We start from the raw sequence: 19,152 nt of genomic DNA, 5'->3' as shown, positions 1-19,152 counted from the left end.
CAGGGGGCCGTGTTCTGGCAGGTCACCGGCGCGACGTGGAGTTTCATCATGGATCCGTCGCAAAGCCTGGATGAACCCGGCCTTGCCGCGTTCAAGGCCAATATCGAATTGCAGCGCGCGATCGGTGCCAGGGTGGGTCTGCCCTATTTCTCGGCCTGCTATGCCGAGCGTCTGGCAGCGGCAGGCCGCGTGACCGAGGCCTATCACGTTTCCTCGGCAGCGGTGGTCGAGGCGCGGGAAAGCGGGCTGCATTGCTGGTATCCCGAAATCCTTCGCATCCATTCCGGCATTTGCCGCAGCGACAATCACCCGGGCGAGGCCGAGGCCGCGATGAAGCTGGCGCTGGATACCGCGACCCGGCAGGGGGCGGCACTTTGGAGCCTGCGCGCGACGCTGGATCTGTCATGCCATGATGTGCCGGACGATCAGGGCCTCGCCGCGGCGCTGAATGCCTTTCCCAGGGATGCGGTCCTGCCCGAACTGGGTCGCGCCAAAGTTCTTCTGTCACAATGACCGGCCTGTTGTCGTTCGACCTGCCCCTTCTGGCGGGCGTCAGGGCGGCCGATCTGGCCGGTATCGACGTGCAGTTCCAGGAAAGATCGCTGGCTGGCTGGGAAGTGCTGTTCAACCAGCAGGACATGTCGCGCGACGTCTATTTCCTGCTGTCGGGCGCGCTCTTGGCGGTTTACTGGACGCCCGAGGGGCGCGAGATCATCTTTTCACGGTTTTCCACCGGATCCTATCTCGGCGAATTGGCGGCGCTCGATGACGGCGATCGGTCGCTTGCGGTCGTGGCGCGGGCGCCGACGCGGGTTCTGGTGATGCCGCAAAAATGCTTCCTGTCGCTGTTCGAAACCGTGGCTTTGGTCCGGCACCGCGTGGTCACGGATCTCGTGTCGCGCGTGCGCGCGCTGACCGCACGCAATATGGAACTGACCAGCTTCACGGTCGAGCAACGTGTCGTCTCGTACCTCATCGCCCTGGCGGTCGAACGCGGCCAGCTGGAGACCGGCGGTGTCCTGGACCATGCCCCCACCCATGCCGAGATCGCGGCCAGCATCGGCGCCAACCGCGAGATCGTAAGCCGCACGATGACGAAACTTGCGCGGCGGGACATCCTGAGGACGGCGCGACAGCGGATCGAGCTGCTGAACCCCGATGCCTTGTCGGCCATCCTCTAGAATCCTGCGGCAGGGGCGCGCCACGTTGCTAACGGTCGAGGTATTCGTTCGTGAACCAGGTCGAGAAATCGGGCTTTTCGGTCAGGACATCGCCGGCTTCGTCGCGCAGGATCCCGGCGTCGACCAGGAAGCTGCCGACGGCCTCGATCCGGTCCGGCTGAATCGTGCCGACCTGCTCGTTCTCGTCCGTCAGATAGCCGCCATCGACGATCGCCTGCATCGAGGCGCGGATCAGCTCGGGATTGCCAAGCATTCCTTCGGTCGCCCCGATCAGGATCTCGGCGGCGGCCTCGGGGTTCTCGGCGGCAAAGGCATAGCCGCGGCGGGTGGCGGCCAGGAACGCTTTTGCCGTTTCGGGGTTCGCCTCCAGCCATTCGCCACGGCTGCCGATGAAGGTGGTCTGCTGGTCGGGAACCCCGTAATCGGCATAGCGGAAGGCGCGCTGCTCGCGGCCCTGAAGTCTGGCGTTGACGCCCTCCCAGGTCGCGACCTCGAGCGTGAAATCGGCGCGGCCGCTGGCCAATGCCTCGTAGGCCGAGGTCCCGAGCGTCACGGTCTTGAATTCGCCCTTGCCGCCGGCCGCGCGGATGATCGTAGTGATCAGCGCCTCTTCCCAGGCGCTGCCGAAACCGGCATAGGTCAGCCCGTCAAGGTCGGCGGGTGTGTCGATGTCGTCGCGGTCGGCGTTGAAGACCAGGCGCCCGGTCTCGTGCTGGTAGACGGCGAAGACCGGCATCAGGTCCGCGCCGGCGGCGCGCTGCGTGTAGAAGCCCCAGGAACTGAGCACGCCGAATTCGGCGACACCGCTGGCCAGCAATGTGCCCGAGGCGGTGTCGGTGTAGGGCAGGATTTCGACGTCCAGGCCGGCATCGTCGTACCAGCCCTTGGCCTGGGCGACATAGAGGCCGACATGGTTGGTATTGGGCGTCCAGTCCAGCGCGACCTTGACCGCCTGCTCAGCGGCAAGCGGTTGCGCGGCGATCAGGGCGGTCAGGGCGAATGCGAGGCATCTCATCTTTGTCTCCTTGCGGGTCGAGAAGGGTGTTGAGGATTTCGGTTTCCAGCGCCAGCGCCGCGGCGGGCAGCCCATGCGCCAGGCGCGGACGGCCAAGCGGAACCGCGAATTCCGCCAGAACACGGGCGGGTCGGCGCGAAAGGACATAGATGCGATCCGACAGGCTGACCGCCTCGCGCACGTCATGGGTGACGAGCAGCGTGGTCCACCGGTGATCTTGCCAGCGGGCCTCGACCCATCGCTGCATCCCGGCGCGGGTCAGCGCGTCGAGCGCGCCGAAGGGTTCGTCCAGCAGCATCACCGGCCGCTGCTGCACGACGGTCCGCAAAAGTGCTGCGCGCTGGCGCATCCCGCCCGAAAGCTGTGCCGGCCAGTGACGTTCGAATCCGTCCAGGCCGAACTGCGCGAAAAGCGGGGCGACGCGGGCGCGCGCTTCGCGCCGTGGCAGGCCCTGCACTTCCAGCCCCAGCGTCACGTTGTCGATGATCCGCCGCCACGGCATCAGCGCATCGCGCTGCGGCATGAAGGCAAACGGCCTATTACCCGCTGCCAGCGGGCGCCCGGAGACCAGAATTTCGCCGCGATCGGGAGCAAGCCCGCCGGTCATCAGTCTGAAAAGCGTCGATTTGCCCGCGCCCGAGGGACCGAGGATCGAAACGAACTCGCCGCGCTCCACGTGCAGCGACACGCCGTCCAGAACCGCCGTTCCGCCCAGCCGAACCGCGGCGTCGCGGATGTCGAGCAGGCTCATGGTCGCTGCTCCTCGACCTGCCGCCAGGGCATTGACAGGTGTTGGAGCAGCACCGTCGTCGCGAACAGGACCAGCGTCAGAGCGGCGCTGACGAAGACCGCCGCCAGAACCAGGTCGGGACGGAAATTGTTCTTGGCATTCAGGATGTAGATGCCCAGCCCGCGCGCCGCCCCGGCATATTCGGCAAAGATCGCCGCGACGACGGCATAGGTGATCGAAATGCGCAGACCGGCGAAGAAAAAGGGCAGTGCCGAAGGCAACCGCGCGCGGCGGAAGATGGTCGCCCGCGATGCGCCCATCGTCGCCAGAAGCTGCTCGATCTCGGGCTCGGTCGCCTCGTAGCCATCGACCAGCGCCACCAGCATCGGAAAGAACGTGACCAGCGCGACCAGCGCGATCTTGGGGCCAAGGCCGAAGCCGAACCAGAGCACGACAAGCGGCGCGATCGCCACCAGCGGCAGCGTCTGGCTGATGATGAAGACCGGAAACAGCGCCCGGCGCAGCGGACGCGCGAAATCGATCAGGACCGAGAACGCAAAGGCCGCGCCCAGCGAGACCGCAAAGCCCAGCAGCGTCGCCTGGATCGTCGGCACCGTATTCGCCCAGATCACCTGTCGGTTCGCCGCCAGTTGTCCGGCGACCCGGCCGGGCGATGGCAGGACGCTCGGCGGGATCCCCGACAGGCTGACATGGATCTGCCACAGCGCGATCAGCGTGCCGACCGACAGGATCGCGGGCAGCGCGCGCGTGACGCGCTCGCGCATCGTGGGTTTGGGCATCGGATCAGGCCGCGGAGGGACTATTGGCCGACACGGTCAGGTCGATGGTCACATGCCCTTCGGGCGGACCGAAGCGGCAGAACGCCTGGGCGAGCGCGGCGAAGACGGGACCGGCATCGCCCCCGAGTCGCGTGCAGAAGTTCTTTGCGCGATCGAAGACGCCGCTGTCGCGAAGAAACTCGATGCAGCCATAGATTTCGGCCATGTGGTCGCCGCCGCCCATGACATAGAGCGAAAGCTGCGCGGCTGCGGTTTCTCCGGTTTCGGGGGCGTCGCGCAAGGCCTCTTGCGCTGCCGCCTGGCGCAGGGCCAGGGGCTCGCGGGATGTGTCCATCGCGTCGCTGCGGCACATCGGATCGTCGGGCTCGCCCGGGCAGCCGCGCGACAGGGTTGCGTGCAGGACGACATGGGTGCGCGTGGCGGCGGCGGCGACGAAAAGGTCGCGGATCGCGGGAAACAGCACCTCTGGCGGACCGACCAGCAGGGTGGAGATATCGTCGGTTTCGATCCGCAGCCGGTCGCGATAGGGCCCAAGCGCGGCCAGCGCATCGGTGATGACGTCGATGAACCTGTCCGTCATCGGGTAAAGGGAAATCTGTGCGCCGGTGAACATTCGTTCCTCCTTGCTCCGCTGGCATGACCCAGATCAGCTTTGAGGGTCCGCAGGCGTCGCGCCCGCATCTCAGCCCCGGCCATACGGGGCACCCCTGTGGATGGCTTGAAGTGATCACAGACCGCAGCCGGGCGCAACCGATTCGCTCGGACCGATCGCGGCGCGCGCGAAGGCTCATCGGACCAGATCAGGCTGCCGCCGGTCAAGGCGGCGTCGCCCCCGCCACGACCGCCGCGGGATCGCCAATCCTGCGGTCGCGCCCGGCAATGACCGGAGGACACAAGCAGCGCGGGATCCGGCCCATGAATGACGCCTGCCGAGGCCGGGGCGTCGCGGCCGGCGCCTCGCGCCGGCCGTTTCCGCGTTACGCTGCGGCTTCCGCCGGGAGATAGTCGATATAGCCCTTTTCGCCGCCCGCATAGAAGGTCGAGGGATCCTGCGGGTTCAGGGGCAGTCCCTCGCGGAACCGGCGCGGCAAGTCCGGAGTGGCGATGAAATCGCGTCCGAAAGCCGCCGCATCGGCGCGGCCCTGGCCCACAAGGCTGCGGGCGCTGTCCCGGGTCAGCCCTTCATTGGCGATGATCGGACCACCGAAGGCGGCCTTGATGGCGTCCAGCAGGCTGTCTTCGGCCGGATGTTCGCGCAGGCACAGGAAGGCCAGGCCGCGCTGGCGCATCTGGTCGGCGACGCGGGTGAACAGGGCGCTGCGGTCGCTGTCGCCCATGTCGTGCGAATCGGCGCGCGGGGCAAGGTGAAGGCCCACCCGATCCGCGCCCCAGACCCCGATTGCCGCATCTGCCACGTCCTCCAGGAAACGGGTGCGGTTTTCAAGGCTTCCGCCATAGCGGTCGGTCCGCCTGTTGGTGCTGTCTTGCAGGAACTGGTCGATGAGATAACCGTTCGCACCATGAATCTCGACCCCGTCGAAGCCCGCCGCCCTCGCGTTCTGCGCGCCCTGGCGATAGGCTTCGACGATCGCCGGGATTTCATCCGTCTCCAGTGCCCGGGGGGTGACATATTCCTGCTGCGGCCGCACCAGGCTGACATGGCCCTCGGGCCGGATCGCGCTTGGCGCGACCGGCAATTTGCCGTTCAGGAACAGCGGCGCCGAGATCCGCCCGACATGCCACAATTGCAGAAAGATCAGCCCGCCCTCGGCATGGACGCCGCGGGTCACCCGTGCCCAGCCTTCAACCTGCTCCTGGCTCCAGATGCCGGGCGTATCGGCATAGCCCACCCCCATCGGCGTGACCGACGTCGCCTCGGTCAGGATCAGGCCGGCGCTGGCGCGCTGGCGGTAATATTCGGCCATCATCGCATTCGGGACGCGGGATCCGCCGGCGCGCGCGCGCGTCAGCGGCGCCATCACGAGACGGTTCTTCAAGGTCACGGCCCCGAGTGTCAGCGGATCGAAAAGGGTTGGCATCTGGCGTCCTTTCTGCCTGTCCTGTGCTTTGACCATTCGACCTGTGCGGCGGGCCGGAGGTTTTCAACGGCGCGCGGCGCAAGCTTGCGTCCCATCTGGCGCATGGCTTCAGGTGCCGTGGCGGATCGGAAATTGTCGCAGGGCCCGGCGCTGATCGGGGTCCAGCGCCTCGGGGCGGATGACGCTGGTATGGATCGAGAAGACCACCGCGCCGGTTTCGGGCAGGCGGAACAGACATTGCCGCTCGACCCGGATGAAGGGCGCGGGGTCGGGCGGGATGCGGTCCTGTTCCTCGGTCAGGGGGTGGTGCAGCGGCGCGTCGGAATGATGCGCCGTGCCGCGCATCAGGCCCGGACCGGGGCGCAGCCCATCCAGCAGCCGCTGGACGCGGCGGCCGATATCCTCGGTATAGGACGCGACGGGGCGATGGATGCGCATCATCGGGCGCATGAATTTCTGCGACAGGGACCAGCCCGCAGGAAAACACAGGATCGCGCCGCCCAGCACATGCCGGCCATCCGGGCCGGGGATCATCAGGCACAGATCCTCGGCGACAAACCGGCCCAGCGTCATCAGCGGCATCTGCGGATCCGGCAGCACGAGAACGCCATCGGGACGCCGGACCGCCGGGCCGCAATCATAGCCGCGGTCGGGCAGCAGGCGCATGATCCGGCGGTAAAGCTCGGCCGCGGCGGGACGGGCGTCTTCGTGCAAGGCGTGCACGCGGCCGGGCCGGGTGGCGATCAGATCGTCGCGCAGCGCCATCTGAGCGGCGAAGGCATCGTCGGTCAGCAGCCATTCGGCCTCGGTCACGGGAATGGTGCCGGGCAGGCGCCTTGTGCGCGGATCGGCCCAGGGCGCGAAAGCCAGCCGCTGTTGCAGGATCGTGCTCATCTGCCCGCATCATGCCCGTGCCGGCGGCAGGAGCAAGTGACCTTGTCGGCCGGGCTGCCCGTGTTGCCTGCCTTCCTGCGTCCCGCGACCGCCGGGGGGACTGCGCGTCCCCCGGGACCCCCGGCGCAGGCGCGGGCTGCGCAAGCCGGTGGCGCAGTCACGAAAAAGCGCGATCCGGCGGGGTCCTGCCATATTCCCTGCCGGCGATTTTCCAGTTATCGCAGGCCCATGGACATCGTTGTTCTGACCACCATCACTGCGGGACTGTTCATCCTGATCGCCCTGGCCGAGCCGCTGGCGGCGCGTCTTTCGCTGCCCTACAGCGTGATTCTGGCGGCTTTCGGCATCCTGATCGGCGCTGCGGCGCTGTTCCTGCTGCGCACCGATCTGACCGATGCGCTGAACCCGGTGGCGGAATCGATCCTGGCGCTGCCGATCCGGTCCAACGTCTTTCTTTATGTCTTCCTGCCGACGCTGATCTTTCAGGCGACGCTGGGCATGAATGTCCGCCGGATGGCCGATGACTGGGTGCCGATCCTGGTGCTGGCGGTGGTGGCGGTCTTCGTGGCCACGCTGACCATCGGCTACGCGCTGGCCTGGGTCAGCGGGCTGCCGCTGGTGGTCTGCCTGCTGATCGGCGCGATCGTGTCGACCACCGATCCTTCGGCGGTGGTCGGCATCTTCCGGTCGCTGTCGGCGCCGCGCCGGCTGGCGCGGATCATCGAGGGCGAAAGCCTGCTGAACGACGCCGCCGCCATCGCCCTGTTCGGCCTGTTCATGGGATTCGTGATGATGGGCCTGCCCGACCCCAGCCTGACAGAAGCGATCGGCGGTTTTCCCTGGCTGATGGCGGGCGGCGTTGTCGGTGGCTGGCTGGCCGCGCGGGCGGCACTGATCCTGATGGCGTGGTTCACACGCTACGAACTGGCCCAGATCTCGGTTTCGGTCGCGGTGCCCTACCTGGCCTATATCGGGACCGAGCAGCTCTTTTCCGCCTCGGGCGTGGTCGCGGTCGTGGCGGCGGGGCTGACGCTGAACCTGATGGGGCCGGCACGGCTGTCGCCCGGCCTCTGGACCAATCTTCGCGAGGTCTGGGATTTGCTGGCGCATTGGGCCGGGGCGCTGATCTTCATCCTGGCCGCGCTGTTGATCCCGCGGCTGCTGGACGACGTGCGACCGGGCGATTACGCGCTGATCCTTGTCGTCATCCTGGCCGCCATTCTTGCCCGCGCGATCATCCTGTTCGGATTGCTGCCGATCCTGTCGCTGCTGCGTCTGTCGCCCGCAGTGGAGCGTCCCTACCGGATCGCGATCCTTTGGGGCGGGTTGCGCGGTGCGGTCACGCTGGCGCTGGCGCTGGCCGTCACCGAAAGCCTGCGCGTTCCGGTCGAGACCAAGCGCCTGGTCGGCATCCTCGCCACCGGGTTCACGCTGTTCACGCTGCTGGTGCAGGGCACGACGCTGCGTTGGGTGATCGGGCGGCTGGGGCTGGACCGGCTGTCGCCGCTGGACGAGGCGCTGTCGAACCAGGTGATCGCCGTCGCCCTTCAATCGGTGCGCGAACAGGTGGCCAGCACGGCCGAGAATTACGAATTGACGCGCGAGACCGTCCGTTCCGAGGCCAAGCGTTTCGCCGCGCGGCTGGACCGCGCCGTCGAGCAGGCCGAGGCCGAGGACAATACCCAGATCCTCGACCGCGACCGCATCACGCTGGGCCTGATCGCGCTGGCCGCGCATGAACGCGAGACGATCCTGGAACGGTTCCGCGAACGGGCCATCAGCGCCCGGCTGTCGGAAAAGATGCTGTTCGACGCCGACCGGCTGATCGAGGGCGCGCGCACCGGCGGCCGGCATGGCTATCAGCGGGCGGCGCGGCGCAGCCTCCGCTATGGCCTGCCCTTCCGCATCGCCGCGTTCCTGCGCGACCGGCTGCGCCTTCCCGCCCCGCTGGGTCGCATGACCGCAGACCGTTTCGAGGCATTGCTGGCCAAACGACTGATCCTGAGAGATATTCACCGATTTCTCGACAGCCGTATCCGTCGCATCCACGGCCGCCGCGTGGCCGAATTGCTGCATGAATTGCTGTCGCGCCGGCAAGAAGCGGTCGAAACCGCGCTGGAGGGACTGCGCCTGCAATATCCCGGCTATGCCGAGGAACTGGAACGCCGCTTCATCCGTCGCACTGCGCTGCGTCTGGAGGAACGCGAATATGCCGCCATGCGCGAGGACGGGCTGATCGGATCGGAACTGCATACCGCGCTGATGACCGACATCGCACGCCGCCGCCATCAGGCCGAGGGGCGCCCGCGCCTGGATCTGGCCCTGCGCAAGGAAGAACTGGCACGGCAGTTCCCGCTTTTCGCCGATCTCGACGAGGCGGAACTGCGCCGTCTGGCGCGGTCGCTGCGCTCGCGCTATGTCAATGCGGGCAAGGTCATCTCGCGCAAGGACAGCCCGTCGCGGCGGGTCTATTTCGTCTCGTCCGGCGCGGTCGAACAGATCGTCGCCGGTCAGACCACGCGTCTGGGACGTGGCGAGATGTTCGGCCAGATGGGCGTTCTGACGCGAAAGCCGCGCCGGGCCGAGGTGCGCGCGATCACGCCCACGAATCTGCTGCTGCTGGACGAAACCGACTTCCGCCGCATCCTCAGGCGGTCCTCGGCGCTGCGGCAGGCGGTCCGCGACAGCGTCTCGAACAAGGCATTGGCCGAAGAGGTGCTGGAACTGGTCGAAAAGGGCTGAAGGCGCGGCGGGCCGGGTGCGACGGTCCGGGGGATTGGCGCGGCATCGGTCGGACGATATGACGTTGCTTCGACAATTGGGAGAGACCCGTATGGACGCCGACCGCATCGCCCGCACCATCGCGACCGAAATCGGCGCAAGTCCCGCGCAGGTGGTGGCGGCCGCCGGTCTGCTGGACGGCGGCGCGACCGTGCCCTTCGTCGCCCGCTATCGCAAGGAGGTGACGGGCGGGCTGGACGACAGCCAGTTGCGCACCCTTGCCGAACGTCTGGTCTACCTTCGCGAACTGGACTCGCGGCGGCGGACGATCCTGGCCGCGATCCGCGATCAGGACAGGCTGACCGACGATCTGGCCCGCGCCATCGCCGGGGCCGAGACCAAGGCGGCGCTGGAAGACATCTATCTGCCCTTCAAGCCCAGGCGCCGGACCAAGGCGATGATCGCCCGAGAGAAGGGGCTGGAACCGCTGCTGCGCGCCATTCGCGACGACCGCGCCGCCGATCCGGCGGAGCTGGCGGCGGCCCATGTCAGCTATGCAGTGCCCGATCAGAAGGCCGCCCTGGACGGTGCCCGCGACATTCTGGTCGAGGAACTTTCTGAAAACGCGGCACTTCTGGGGGCCTTGCGCGATTTCATGCGGGCCGAGGCCGTGGTCGCGGCCAGGGTGATTGCCGGCAGGGAACAGGCCGGGGCCAAGTTCAGCGATTATTTCGACCATCGCGAGACATGGGCCGGGATCGCGGCGCATCGTGCGCTGGCAATCCTTCGCGCCGCGAAGGAAGAGATCGTGACCATCGACATCGCGCCCGATTCCGAAGACGGGTCGGCGCGGGCCGAAGGGATCGTGGCGCAGGCGCTTGGGCCGCTGGGCGAGGGGCCGGGCGATCGGTGGCTGCGGCAGGTGGCGGGCTGGACATGGCGCATCCGGCTGTCGAACACGATGTATATCGACCTGCTGACGGAATTGCGCAAACGCGCCCATGACGAGGCGATCCGCGTCTTTGGCCGCAATCTCAGGGATCTGTTGCTGGCCGCCCCTGCCGGGCCGCGCGCGACGATCGGCCTGGATCCCGGCATACGCACCGGGGTCAAGGTGGCAGTGGTCGATGGCACCGGCAAGCTGGTCGAAACGACGACGATCTATCCCTTCCAGCCCAGGAATGACCTGCGCGGCGCCGAATCGGCGCTGGCGGCGCTGATCGCGCGCCACGGCGTGGAATTGATCGCCATCGGCAACGGCACCGCCAGCCGCGAGACCGAGCGTCTGGTGGGCGATCTGCTGAAACGGCTGCCAAGGGGCGCAAGGGCGCCCACCAAGGTCATCGTCTCCGAGGCCGGGGCATCGGTCTATTCCGCCTCGGAACTGGCGGCAAGGGAATTTCCGGATCTCGATGTGTCATTGCGGGGCGCGGTGTCGATTGCGCGCCGCCTGCAGGATCCGCTGGCCGAACTGGTCAAGGTGCCGCCCGAAAGCATCGGCGTCGGGCAGTATCAGCACGACGTGGACCAGCGCCAGCTTGCCAGGACACTGGAGGCGATGGTCGAGGATGCGGTGAACGCCGTCGGAGTCGATCTGAACACGGCCTCGGCGCCGCTGCTGGCCCATGTGGCCGGACTGGGCCCGTCGCTGGCGCAGAACATCGTCGCCCATCGCGATGCCCAGGGGGCGTTCCGATCCCGCGCGGCGCTGAAGAAGGTCGCGGGGCTTGGTCCGCGGGCCTACGAACAATGCGCCGGATTCCTGCGCATCCGCGACGGCGATGAGCCGCTGGACGCCTCGGCCGTGCACCCCGAGGCCTACGGCCTGGCGCGTCGGATCGTCGCCGCCTGTGGCCGCGACATCCGCGCCATCATGGGTCAGGCCGGGGCGCTGAAATCCCTTCGGGCCGAGACTTTCGTGGACGCGCATTTCGGCCTGCCGACCATCCGGGACATCCTGTCCGAACTGGAAAAGCCCGGCCGCGATCCGCGCCCCGGCTTCGTCACGGCCAGCTTCGCCGATGGCGTCGATCGGATCACCGATCTGAAACCCGGCATGTCGCTGGAAGGCACCGTCACCAATGTCGCAGCCTTCGGCGCCTTCGTCGATATCGGCGTGCACCAGGACGGACTGGTCCACATCAGCCAGTTGGCCGACCGTTTCGTGAAGGATCCGAACGAGGTGGTGAAGGTCGGCGACGTGATTCGCGTCCGCGTGACCGAGATCGACCTGGCCCGCAACCGGATCGGGCTGACCATGCGCAAGGATGGCGGGGCCGGAGCCACCCGACAGGCCGGGCCCGATCACGCCGCGGCACCCGATCCGGCCCCCGGACCGGATGCCGCGGCGGGTGCCTTTGGTGCCGCGCTGGCCAATGCGATGCGCCGCCGCTGAGTGTCATGGCCGTCGTCTGCCGGGGCTTGCACGACGGCGCCCGGGTCCCGAAATAGGCAAGGCGCCGCGCGGTTGCGTCCCGGCCGACGCCCTGGCCGGGCGCCCATCACGAAAGGATCAGCCATGCGGATGAAGATCGAGGTCGAGCTGGATTACCGCCTCGCCCAACCCGGGCCTGCGATCCTCGTTCTGGAAGCCGCCGGCGCACAGGGACAGGAACTGATCAGAACCTCGATCGACACCGGCCCGGTGGATCATTTCGCCCGCGTCCCCGCGGAAGAGGGTATCGGCGAGCGCATCATCATCCGCGCCACACGCCAGATCCGCTGCTCTTATACCGCCGAGGTTCTGGTGACGCGGCCGCGGCCCGATTTCGACTCCCTCGCCCTGGTCGAGATCGACCGGATGCCCGGCGATGCGCTGCGCTATCTTCTGCCCTCGCGCTATTGCGAGGCCGAACGCTTTACCCCCTATGTCTCGAAGCGGTTCGATGGCCTCCAGGGCGGCCGCAAGGTCATGGCGATCCGCGACTGGATCGAGGCCGAACTGGATTATGTTCCGGGCGTCAGCCACGCCGGCACGACGGCCGTGGACACCTTCCTGGAACGGCAAGGCGTCTGCCGGGACTATGCCCATCTGATGCTGACCCTGTGCCGCGCCGCGCAGATTCCGGCCCGCATCGTCAGCGTCTTCGCCCCCTCGGTCCAGCCGCCCGATTTCCACGCCGTCGTCGAGGTCTTTCTTGATGGCGCCTGGCATCTGGTCGATCCGACCGGCATGGCGAAGGCTGACGAAATCGCCATCATCGCGGTGGGACGAGACGCCGTGGACGTGGCCTTCATGACCACCTCGTGTCCGGCCGAACTGGTCACGCAGACCGTCTCGGTCAGCCGCATCGGCTGAGCCTGACGCTTGACCTTCGGCCAAGCCCGTCGCATCACCTCCTTCGCGTTTTACCGGGAGGAAAGAGGATGAAGCAGTTCAATCGCAGGGCGCTGCTGGCACTTGGGGCCGTGATGATCGGCACCGGCATGGCCGCGGCCCAGGACGCATGGCCGACCGAACCGCTGCGCGTCTACGTGGGCTTTCCGGCGGGATCGTCGCCCGATGTGCTGGCGCGACTGATCACCGAACCGCTGTCCCGGAAGCTGGGCCAGCCCGTGGTGGTCGAGAACAAGCCCGGCGCAGGCGGCGTCATCGGCGTGCAGCAGATGCTGGCGGGCAAGACGGATTATGCCTTCGGCACCACCATCAACGGTCCGCTGACGACCTCGCCCCGGCTGGTCGAGAATGTCGGCTACGACGTCGGCAAGGACATCGCCCCGGTTGCGCTGATAGCGACCTCGCCGCTGGTTCTGGCCATGGCCGCAGAGGCCGCGCCCACAGACATCGCCAGCTTCATCGAGGCCGCGAGGGCCGAAACCGGCGCGATCGCCTATGGTTCGGTCGGGCAGGGATCGGGCGCGCATCTGACGGCGGAACTGTTTGCCGACGCCGCCGGGATCGAGATGCTGCACATTCCCTTTACCAGCTATGCCGAAGTCACCACCTCGATCATCGGAGGCGAGATCGACGCGGGCTTCATGGCGCCCTCGGCAGCCCTGCCGCAGGTTCAGGCGGACAAGATGAAGATGCTGGGCATCACCTCGTCCGAACCCTTCGCGCAGGTGCCCGACGTGCCGGTCATCGCCGGACAGGCCGGCATTCCGGACGATTTCCGGGCCGAATTGTGGAACGCCTTCATCGCGCCCGCGGGCACCGATCCGGCCATTCTCGAAAGGCTGAACACCGAGGTGAACGCGATCCTCGACGATCCCGAGGTGCAGAAGAAGATGCTGGCGATGGGCTGGCAGGCGCAGGGTGGAACGGCCGATGATCTGGCCCGGAGGATCGCGGATGACACCAGCGTCTGGGGCAATGTGATCGACCGGATCGAGGCGCAGTAAGCCGCTGATGCGACGCGACTGGCACGATCTCTGGGGCGGCGCGGCGATGACCGCCATCGGCGCCTTCGTCGCGCTGTATTCGGTGGCCCAATATGATATCGGCAGCCTGCGGCGGATGGGACCGGGCTTCTTTCCGGTCGTGCTGGGCGCGCTGCTGGCGGGCCTTGGCCTGATGATCGCGCTGCCCGCCTGGCATCGCGCCGGCGAGATGCGGCCCTTCGATGTGCCCCAGGCGCTTGCGGTGCTGGCTGCCATCGGCCTGTTCGGTCTGGGCCTGCAGGGGCTGGGGCTGGCGCTTACGACCGCGGGCGCGGTGCTGATCGCCAGCCTGCCCGCGCCGCGCCGCGGCTGGCGGTGGCGGCTGATCCTTGCGGCGATCATCACCGTTCTGACATGGCTGGTCTTCAAGCAGGGCTTGCAGATGACCATGCCGGTCTGGCCGGATTTCCCCGGATGAACACCGTCGAGGGCATCCTGCACGGCTTTTCGGTGGCCTTGCGGCCCGATGTGCTGGTCTATTGCGTGCTGGGCGTCGTCATGGGCACCTTCATCGGGGTGCTGCCGGGGATCGGGGCGATGGCCGCGATCTCGCTGCTGCTGCCGCTCACCTACTACATCAGCCCCGAGGCGGCGCTGGTGATGCTGGGCGGGGTCTATTACGGCGCGCAATATGGCGGCGCGGTGGCCTCGATCCTGCTGCGACTGCCCGGCACGCCGCAATCGGCGATCACGACGCTGGACGGCTATCCGATGGCGCGGCAGGGACGGGCGGGCGTGGCCCTGTTCGCCTCGATGGTGTCGTCCTTCTGCGGCTCGATGATCGGGATCGTGGTGCTGGTCGTGCTGGCGGGCTGGCTGTCGCGGATGGCGACGCGGTTCGGGGCGGCCGACTACGCGGCGATGATGGTGCTGGGGCTGGTCGCGGCCTCGACCATCGGATCGCGGCGCCCGGCCAAGGCCCTTGCGATGGTCGTGCTGGGCCTGATCCTGGGCAGCGTCGGCACCGATGTGAACAGCGGCGTCCAGCGCCTGACCTTCGGCCAGACGCAAATGATGGACGGCATCAACCTGGTGGCGCTGGCAATGGGACTTTTCGGCGTGGCCGAGATCATCGGCAATATCCGCAATGCCGAACGCGAGGGCAGTCCGCCCCATGTCAGCCTGCGCCAGCTTCTGCCCACGCGCGACGATCTGCGCCGGATGCCGGGCGCGGTGGCACGCGGCAGCGCGCTTGGCAGCTTCTTCGGCGCGCTTCCCGGCACCGGATCGACCATTTCCTCGTTTCTGTCCTACGCGCTGGAACGCCGCATCGCGCGCCGGCCCGAGCGCTTCGGCCAGGGCGCGATCGAAGGCGTGGCCGGACCAGAAGCCGCGAACAATTCCGCCGCCATCTCGGCCTTCGTGCCGACGCTGACACTGGGCATTCCGGGTGATCCGATCATGGCCCTGATGCTGGGCGCGCTGGTCATCCACGGCGTCCAGCCCGGCCCGCTGATGCTGGAGGCGCGGCCGGACATGTTCTGGGGCCTCGTGGTCAGCTTCGGTATCGGCAACCTGATCCTGCTGGTGCTGAACCTGCCGCTGATCGGGATCTGGGTTTCGATGCTGCGGATCCCGTTCCGCTGGCTTTATCCGGCCATCGTGGTCTTCGTCTGCCTTGGGGTCTATTCGGTGCGCGGATCGAGCTTCGACATCGCCGCCGTCGCGGTGATCGGGGCGATCGGCTATCTGCTGGCCATGGCGCGATTCAACCCGGCCCTGCTGCTGCTGGGCTTCGTCCTCGGCCCGCTGATCGAGACCAATCTGCGCCGCGCCATGCTGATCGGGCGCGGCGATCCGATGGTGTTCCTGCAACGCCCGATCTCGGCCGTCTTCGTGGTGGCGACGGTGGCGCTGATCGCAGCCTCGCTGTGGGGCGCGTGGAGGCGGTTCAGATCGCGGACAGCAGCGTAAGCAGCCCCGCCCCCAGCCACAGCGCGCGGCGGCAGATCGCCAGCGCCCGTGCGATATCGGCCGCGACCGGATCGCGTCCCGCGCCGTTCAGCCAGGGTTCCTCCGCAACCCGGCCGCCATAGATGCGTGGCCCCGATAGCCGCAGGCCAAGCGCGCCGGCCATCGCCGCCTCGGGCCAGCCCGCATTGGGCGAACGATGCGCGCGCGCATCGCGCCGTGCCGTCCGCCACGCCGTGCCGCCGGCCACGCAGGTGAACAACAGCGCCGTCAGGCGCGCCGGCGCCCAGTTGGCCGCATCGTCCAGCCGCGCGGCGAAGCGCCCGAATTCGGCATGGCGCGGCGTCCGGTGCCCGATCATCGAATCCAGCGTGTTGATCGCCTTGTAGGCCGCGATCCCCGGCAGCCCGGCAACAGCCGCCCAGAACAGCGGAGCCACCACCCCGTCCGAGGCGTTTTCGGCCAGGCTTTCGATACTGGCGCGGGCCAGGGCGGGTGCGTCGGCGCGGCTCACGTCGCGGCCGACGATCTTCGCGGTCGCGCGGCGCGCGCCCTGAAGATCGCCTGCGGCCAGGGGCCGCGCGACAGCACGAAGATGATGGTGCAGGGATCGCGCCGCGACCAGCGGCCAGGCAAGGAGGCCCGCAACGAGGGGCCCCAGCAGGCCTTGCAGGATCAGCGCCGGGATGACGGCGGCCGCGATCACCACCAGCGCCGCCGCGGCGCCCCGCGCCATCCCCGCGCAGCCCCGGTTCCAGCGCCGGTCCAGCGCCGCGATCAGCCGGCCCAGCCAGCTTACCGGATGACCGATGCGGCGGAACAGGGCGTCGGGCCATCCGATTGCCACATCCAGCGCCAGCGCGGTCAGGGCGATCAGCGGGGTCATGGCGGGGTGATGTTGACGGCCTCGACCGACCAGTCCCCGCCGGACCGGCGCAGGATCGTCAGCGACAGCGGGGCGACATGGAACGACAGCGCCGCATGGCCCACCACCAGCGACAGCCCGGCCCGCACGGTCCCGGCGTGACCGACGATCAGCGTGTCCTCGTCCAGCGCCTTCAGCTTTGGCAGGACGCGGGCAGCCATGTCCTGAAAGCTCTCGCCGCCGTCGGGCCGGTGGCGGGACAGTTCGGCAGGCGTCAGCGGCCCCAGATCAGGCAGGCGGGCATAGTCCAGCCCCTCCCATGCGCCGTAATCCTGTTCCCACAGCGCCGCCATGAACCGGGGGCTCAGGCCAAGCGCATGTGCCGTCTGCCGGCATCGTCGCGCCGGGCTGGACAGCACCGCGGCCGGCGTGCCGAGACGGGCGCGCATCCACGCGAATGCCGCCGTGTCCGAACAATCGGCGTCCACGTCGCTGCGACCGGCCAGCTTGCCACCTGTCATCGGCGGCGCATGACGCAGGATCATCAATGTCGCCATCGGCCCCTCGTCCGGCTTTGCGGCGCACCATGTCGCCTGCGCGTGGCAAGGGCAAGCCGTCCCGGTTGACCCGTCGCGTCTTCCGGCGCAGGCTTGTTGACGGGCAGGGGGCCGTGGCTTAGAACGCCACGAAATGAACGCTTGTTCAATAATGGGAGAGGGCCGATGTTCACGCAGGGCATGGAGTTCGATCTGGGCGAGGACGTGAACGCCCTGCGCGACATGGTTCATCGCTGGGCGCAGGATCGCGTCAGGCCGCTGGCGGCCGCCACAGACCGCGACAATGCCTTTCCCAGCGACCTGTGGACCGAGATGGGGGATCTGGGCCTGCTGGGCATCACCGTGCCCGAAGAATGGGGCGGCGCCGGGCTGGGCTATCTGGCCCATGTCGTGGCGGTCGAAGAAATCGCCCGCGCCTCGGCCTCGATCAGCCTGTCCTACGGCGCCCATTCCAACCTCTGCGTGAACCAGATCAAGCTGAATGGCAGCGACGATCAGCGCGCGAAATACCTGCCCGCCCTGTGCAGCGGCAGGGCCGTGGGCGCGCTGGCCATGTCCGAGGAGGGCGCGGGCAGCGATGTCGTCGGGATGAAGCTGCGGGCCGAGAAGAAGAACGACCGCTATGTGCTGAACGGCAACAAGTACTGGATCACCAACGCGCCCGATGCGCAAATTCTGGTGGTCTATGCCAAGACCGACCCGGATGCGGGCAGCCGTGGCATCACCGCCTTCATCGTCGAGCGGGGGATGAAGGGATTTGACACCGGACCGCATTTCGACAAGCTGGGAATGCGCGGCTCGAACACCGGCGAACTGATCTTCGAGGATTGCGAGATCCCTTTCGAGAATGTGCTGGGAGAGGAAGGCCGGGGCGTGCGCGTGCTGATGTCGGGGCTGGACTATGAACGTCTTGTCCTGTCCGGCATCGGCACCGGGATCATGGCGGCCTGTCTGGACGAGGTGATGCCCTATGTGAAAGAGCGCCGGCAATTCGGCCAGCCCATCGGTTCCTTCCAGCTGATGCAGGGCAAGATCGCCGATATGTATGTCGCGCTGAATACCGCGCGTGCCTATGTCTACGAGGTCGCGAAAGCCTGCGATTCGGGCCGGGTCACGCGGCAGGACGCGGCCGGCGCCGTGCTTTACGCCAGCGAACAGGCGATGGCGCAGGCGCATCAGGCGGTGCAGGCGCTTGGCGGGGCGGGATTTCTCAACGACAGCACCGTCAGCCGCCTGTTCCGCGACGCCAAGCTGATGGAGATCGGTGCCGGCACCAGCGAGATCCGCCGGATGCTGATCGGCCGCGAATTGATGGCACTGGCATGAGGGGCGCGAGGCCCGTTCCGGGGATGGCCTGCCGGAGCGACGGGACGCGGGAGGGACCATGAAGAACTTGCCTGCAATTCTTTCGTGTCTGCTGCTGCCAAGTCTGCTTGTTCCGGCGCCCCTGCTGGCGCAGGAGGCCAGGATCGACACGGCCGTGGTCGCGGCCTGTTTCGACGCCACCGAACCCGGCGACATCCAGCCCGACTGCATCGGCAAGGCCGCGACGGCCTGTTCGAAAGCCCATGAACAGCCCGAGACGACGCTGGCCATCAGCCAGTGCATGATGGCCGAGAACACCGCCTGGGACGATCTTCTGAATCGCGAATACAAGAAGACCCGCTCGCAGATGAGCGACCAGCCCGGCCTGGCCGATACGCTGTTGGCGGCGCAAAGGGCCTGGATTGCGTTTCGCGACGCCGAGTGCACGCTGGCCTATGATCGATATGGCGGCGGCTCGATGCGGGTGATCGCGGCGGCCGATTGCCAGATGCGTCAAACCGCGCGCCGCACCTTCGAGTTGCGCGACATGCAGGGATTCTAGGATGAAGCTGAAATCCGCAGCCCTGACCGGATCGGATGCCTTCCGCGCCAATCGCGAGGCGCATCTGGCGCTGTTGTCCGATGTCCGCCAGGCCGCCGAGGCTGCCGCCGCAGGGGGTGGCGACAAGGCGATGCAGCGTCACGTCGATCGCGGCAAGATGCCGCCGCGCGAGCGGGTGGCGAACCTGCTGGA

The 19,152-nt window shown here is 67.7% G+C and carries 18 protein-coding genes, 1 pseudogene and 1 riboswitch; of the genes and pseudogenes, 11 read left to right on the top strand and 8 right to left on the bottom strand.

The window, feature by feature from the left end; genetic code table 11:
• Both B4L36_RS04015 and B4L36_RS04010 read left to right on the top strand, forming a co-directional pair.
• On the top strand, positions 1-513 hold a 513-nt coding region (locus B4L36_RS04015), incomplete at its 5' end, for a hypothetical protein (RefSeq protein WP_292952732.1).
• Complete coding sequence (locus B4L36_RS04010; protein ID WP_292952729.1) at positions 510-1,181, top strand: Crp/Fnr family transcriptional regulator; 672 nt, start codon at positions 510-512, stop codon at positions 1,179-1,181. The genes B4L36_RS04015 and B4L36_RS04010, both read left to right, overlap by 4 nt.
• A gap of 28 nt (positions 1,182-1,209) precedes the next feature.
• On the opposite strand, the gene B4L36_RS04005 is transcribed toward B4L36_RS04010, so the two are convergent.
• The 6 genes from B4L36_RS04005 to B4L36_RS03980 all read right to left on the bottom strand — a co-directional run bounded on the left by B4L36_RS04005 (position 1,210) and on the right by B4L36_RS03980 (position 6,659).
• Complete coding sequence (locus B4L36_RS04005; RefSeq protein ID WP_292952726.1) at positions 1,210-2,196, bottom strand: ABC transporter substrate-binding protein; 987 nt, start codon at positions 2,194-2,196, stop codon at positions 1,210-1,212.
• On the bottom strand, positions 2,138-2,947 hold the full coding sequence (locus B4L36_RS04000) for an ABC transporter ATP-binding protein (RefSeq protein WP_292952723.1): 810 nt from the start codon (positions 2,945-2,947) through the stop codon (positions 2,138-2,140). Before B4L36_RS04000 ends, B4L36_RS04005 begins: the two co-directional genes overlap by 59 nt.
• The gene (locus B4L36_RS03995) at positions 2,944-3,726 is read right to left on the bottom strand and encodes an ABC transporter permease (RefSeq protein ID WP_292952720.1); all 783 of its coding nucleotides are present in this window, start codon (positions 3,724-3,726) and stop codon (positions 2,944-2,946) included. The genes B4L36_RS04000 and B4L36_RS03995 overlap by 4 nt, the downstream gene beginning before the upstream one ends.
• A 4-nt stretch (positions 3,727-3,730) precedes the next feature.
• The gene (locus tag B4L36_RS03990; protein ID WP_292952717.1) at positions 3,731-4,339 is read right to left on the bottom strand and encodes a YkoF family thiamine/hydroxymethylpyrimidine-binding protein; all 609 of its coding nucleotides are present in this window, start codon (positions 4,337-4,339) and stop codon (positions 3,731-3,733) included.
• Positions 4,332-4,445, bottom strand: a riboswitch (TPP riboswitch). Its footprint overlaps the gene before it by 8 nt.
• 258 nt (positions 4,446-4,703) lie before the next feature.
• Complete coding sequence (locus B4L36_RS03985; protein ID WP_292952714.1) at positions 4,704-5,765, bottom strand: alkene reductase; 1,062 nt, start codon at positions 5,763-5,765, stop codon at positions 4,704-4,706.
• A 108-nt stretch (positions 5,766-5,873) separates the two neighbouring features.
• A complete protein-coding gene (locus B4L36_RS03980) occupies positions 5,874-6,659 on the bottom strand; it encodes a heme-dependent oxidative N-demethylase family protein (protein ID WP_292952711.1) in 786 nt (261 codons plus the stop codon).
• Positions 6,660-6,887: 228 nt separating this feature from the next.
• Between B4L36_RS03980 and B4L36_RS03975 the strand changes: the two genes are divergently transcribed.
• The 6 genes from B4L36_RS03975 (at position 6,888) to B4L36_RS03950 (ending at position 15,674) form a co-directional block, all read left to right on the top strand.
• Entirely contained in the window at positions 6,888-9,401 is a 2,514-nt protein-coding gene (locus B4L36_RS03975) for a cation:proton antiporter (RefSeq protein WP_292952708.1), read from the top strand.
• Positions 9,402-9,492: 91 nt separating this feature from the next.
• The gene (locus B4L36_RS03970) at positions 9,493-11,775 is read left to right on the top strand and encodes a Tex family protein (RefSeq protein WP_292952704.1); all 2,283 of its coding nucleotides are present in this window, start codon (positions 9,493-9,495) and stop codon (positions 11,773-11,775) included.
• A gap of 123 nt (positions 11,776-11,898) precedes the next feature.
• Positions 11,899-12,678, top strand: coding sequence for a transglutaminase-like domain-containing protein (locus tag B4L36_RS03965; protein ID WP_292952701.1), 780 nt, complete (start codon positions 11,899-11,901; stop codon positions 12,676-12,678).
• A 68-nt stretch (positions 12,679-12,746) separates the two neighbouring features.
• Positions 12,747-13,721 (top strand): Bug family tripartite tricarboxylate transporter substrate binding protein, encoded by a 975-nt coding sequence (locus B4L36_RS03960; protein ID WP_292952698.1) that lies wholly within the window; start codon positions 12,747-12,749, stop codon positions 13,719-13,721.
• A gap of 7 nt (positions 13,722-13,728) precedes the next feature.
• Complete coding sequence (locus tag B4L36_RS03955; RefSeq protein ID WP_292952695.1) at positions 13,729-14,178, top strand: tripartite tricarboxylate transporter TctB family protein; 450 nt, start codon at positions 13,729-13,731, stop codon at positions 14,176-14,178.
• Positions 14,175-15,674, top strand: coding sequence for a tripartite tricarboxylate transporter permease (locus B4L36_RS03950; RefSeq protein WP_292952692.1), 1,500 nt, complete (start codon positions 14,175-14,177; stop codon positions 15,672-15,674). The genes B4L36_RS03955 and B4L36_RS03950 overlap by 4 nt, the downstream gene beginning before the upstream one ends.
• Here B4L36_RS03950 and cbiB read toward each other — a convergent pair.
• Complete coding sequence (cbiB, locus tag B4L36_RS03945) at positions 15,652-16,557, bottom strand: adenosylcobinamide-phosphate synthase CbiB (protein WP_292952689.1); 906 nt, start codon at positions 16,555-16,557, stop codon at positions 15,652-15,654. The two genes, B4L36_RS03950 and cbiB, sit on opposite strands and share 23 nt — an antisense overlap.
• Positions 16,554-17,093 carry a histidine phosphatase family protein gene (locus tag B4L36_RS03940; RefSeq protein WP_292952686.1) on the bottom strand — a complete coding sequence of 180 codons (540 nt, stop codon included), beginning with the start codon at positions 17,091-17,093 and terminating at the stop codon, positions 16,554-16,556. The genes cbiB and B4L36_RS03940 overlap by 4 nt, the downstream gene beginning before the upstream one ends.
• Positions 17,094-17,258: 165 nt before the next feature.
• On the opposite strand from B4L36_RS03940, the gene B4L36_RS03935 reads away from it, so the two are divergent.
• The 3 genes and pseudogenes from B4L36_RS03935 to B4L36_RS03925 form a co-directional block, all read left to right on the top strand.
• Positions 17,259-18,419, top strand: a complete 1,161-nt coding sequence (locus B4L36_RS03935; RefSeq protein WP_292952683.1) for an isovaleryl-CoA dehydrogenase — start codon at positions 17,259-17,261, stop codon at positions 18,417-18,419.
• A 58-nt stretch (positions 18,420-18,477) separates the two neighbouring features.
• On the top strand, positions 18,478-18,960 hold the full coding sequence (locus tag B4L36_RS03930; RefSeq protein WP_292952680.1) for a lysozyme inhibitor LprI family protein: 483 nt from the start codon (positions 18,478-18,480) through the stop codon (positions 18,958-18,960).
• A gap of 1 nt (position 18,961) precedes the next feature.
• Positions 18,962-19,152: pseudogene (locus B4L36_RS03925) on the top strand (methylcrotonoyl-CoA carboxylase); the annotation flags it as partial.

This window comes from Paracoccus sp. UBA889 (assembly GCA_002294185.1).
In the GTDB taxonomy this organism is placed as follows: Bacteria; Pseudomonadota; Alphaproteobacteria; order Rhodobacterales; family Rhodobacteraceae; genus Paracoccus.
This window is presented reverse-complemented; position numbering and strand designations above follow the sequence as displayed.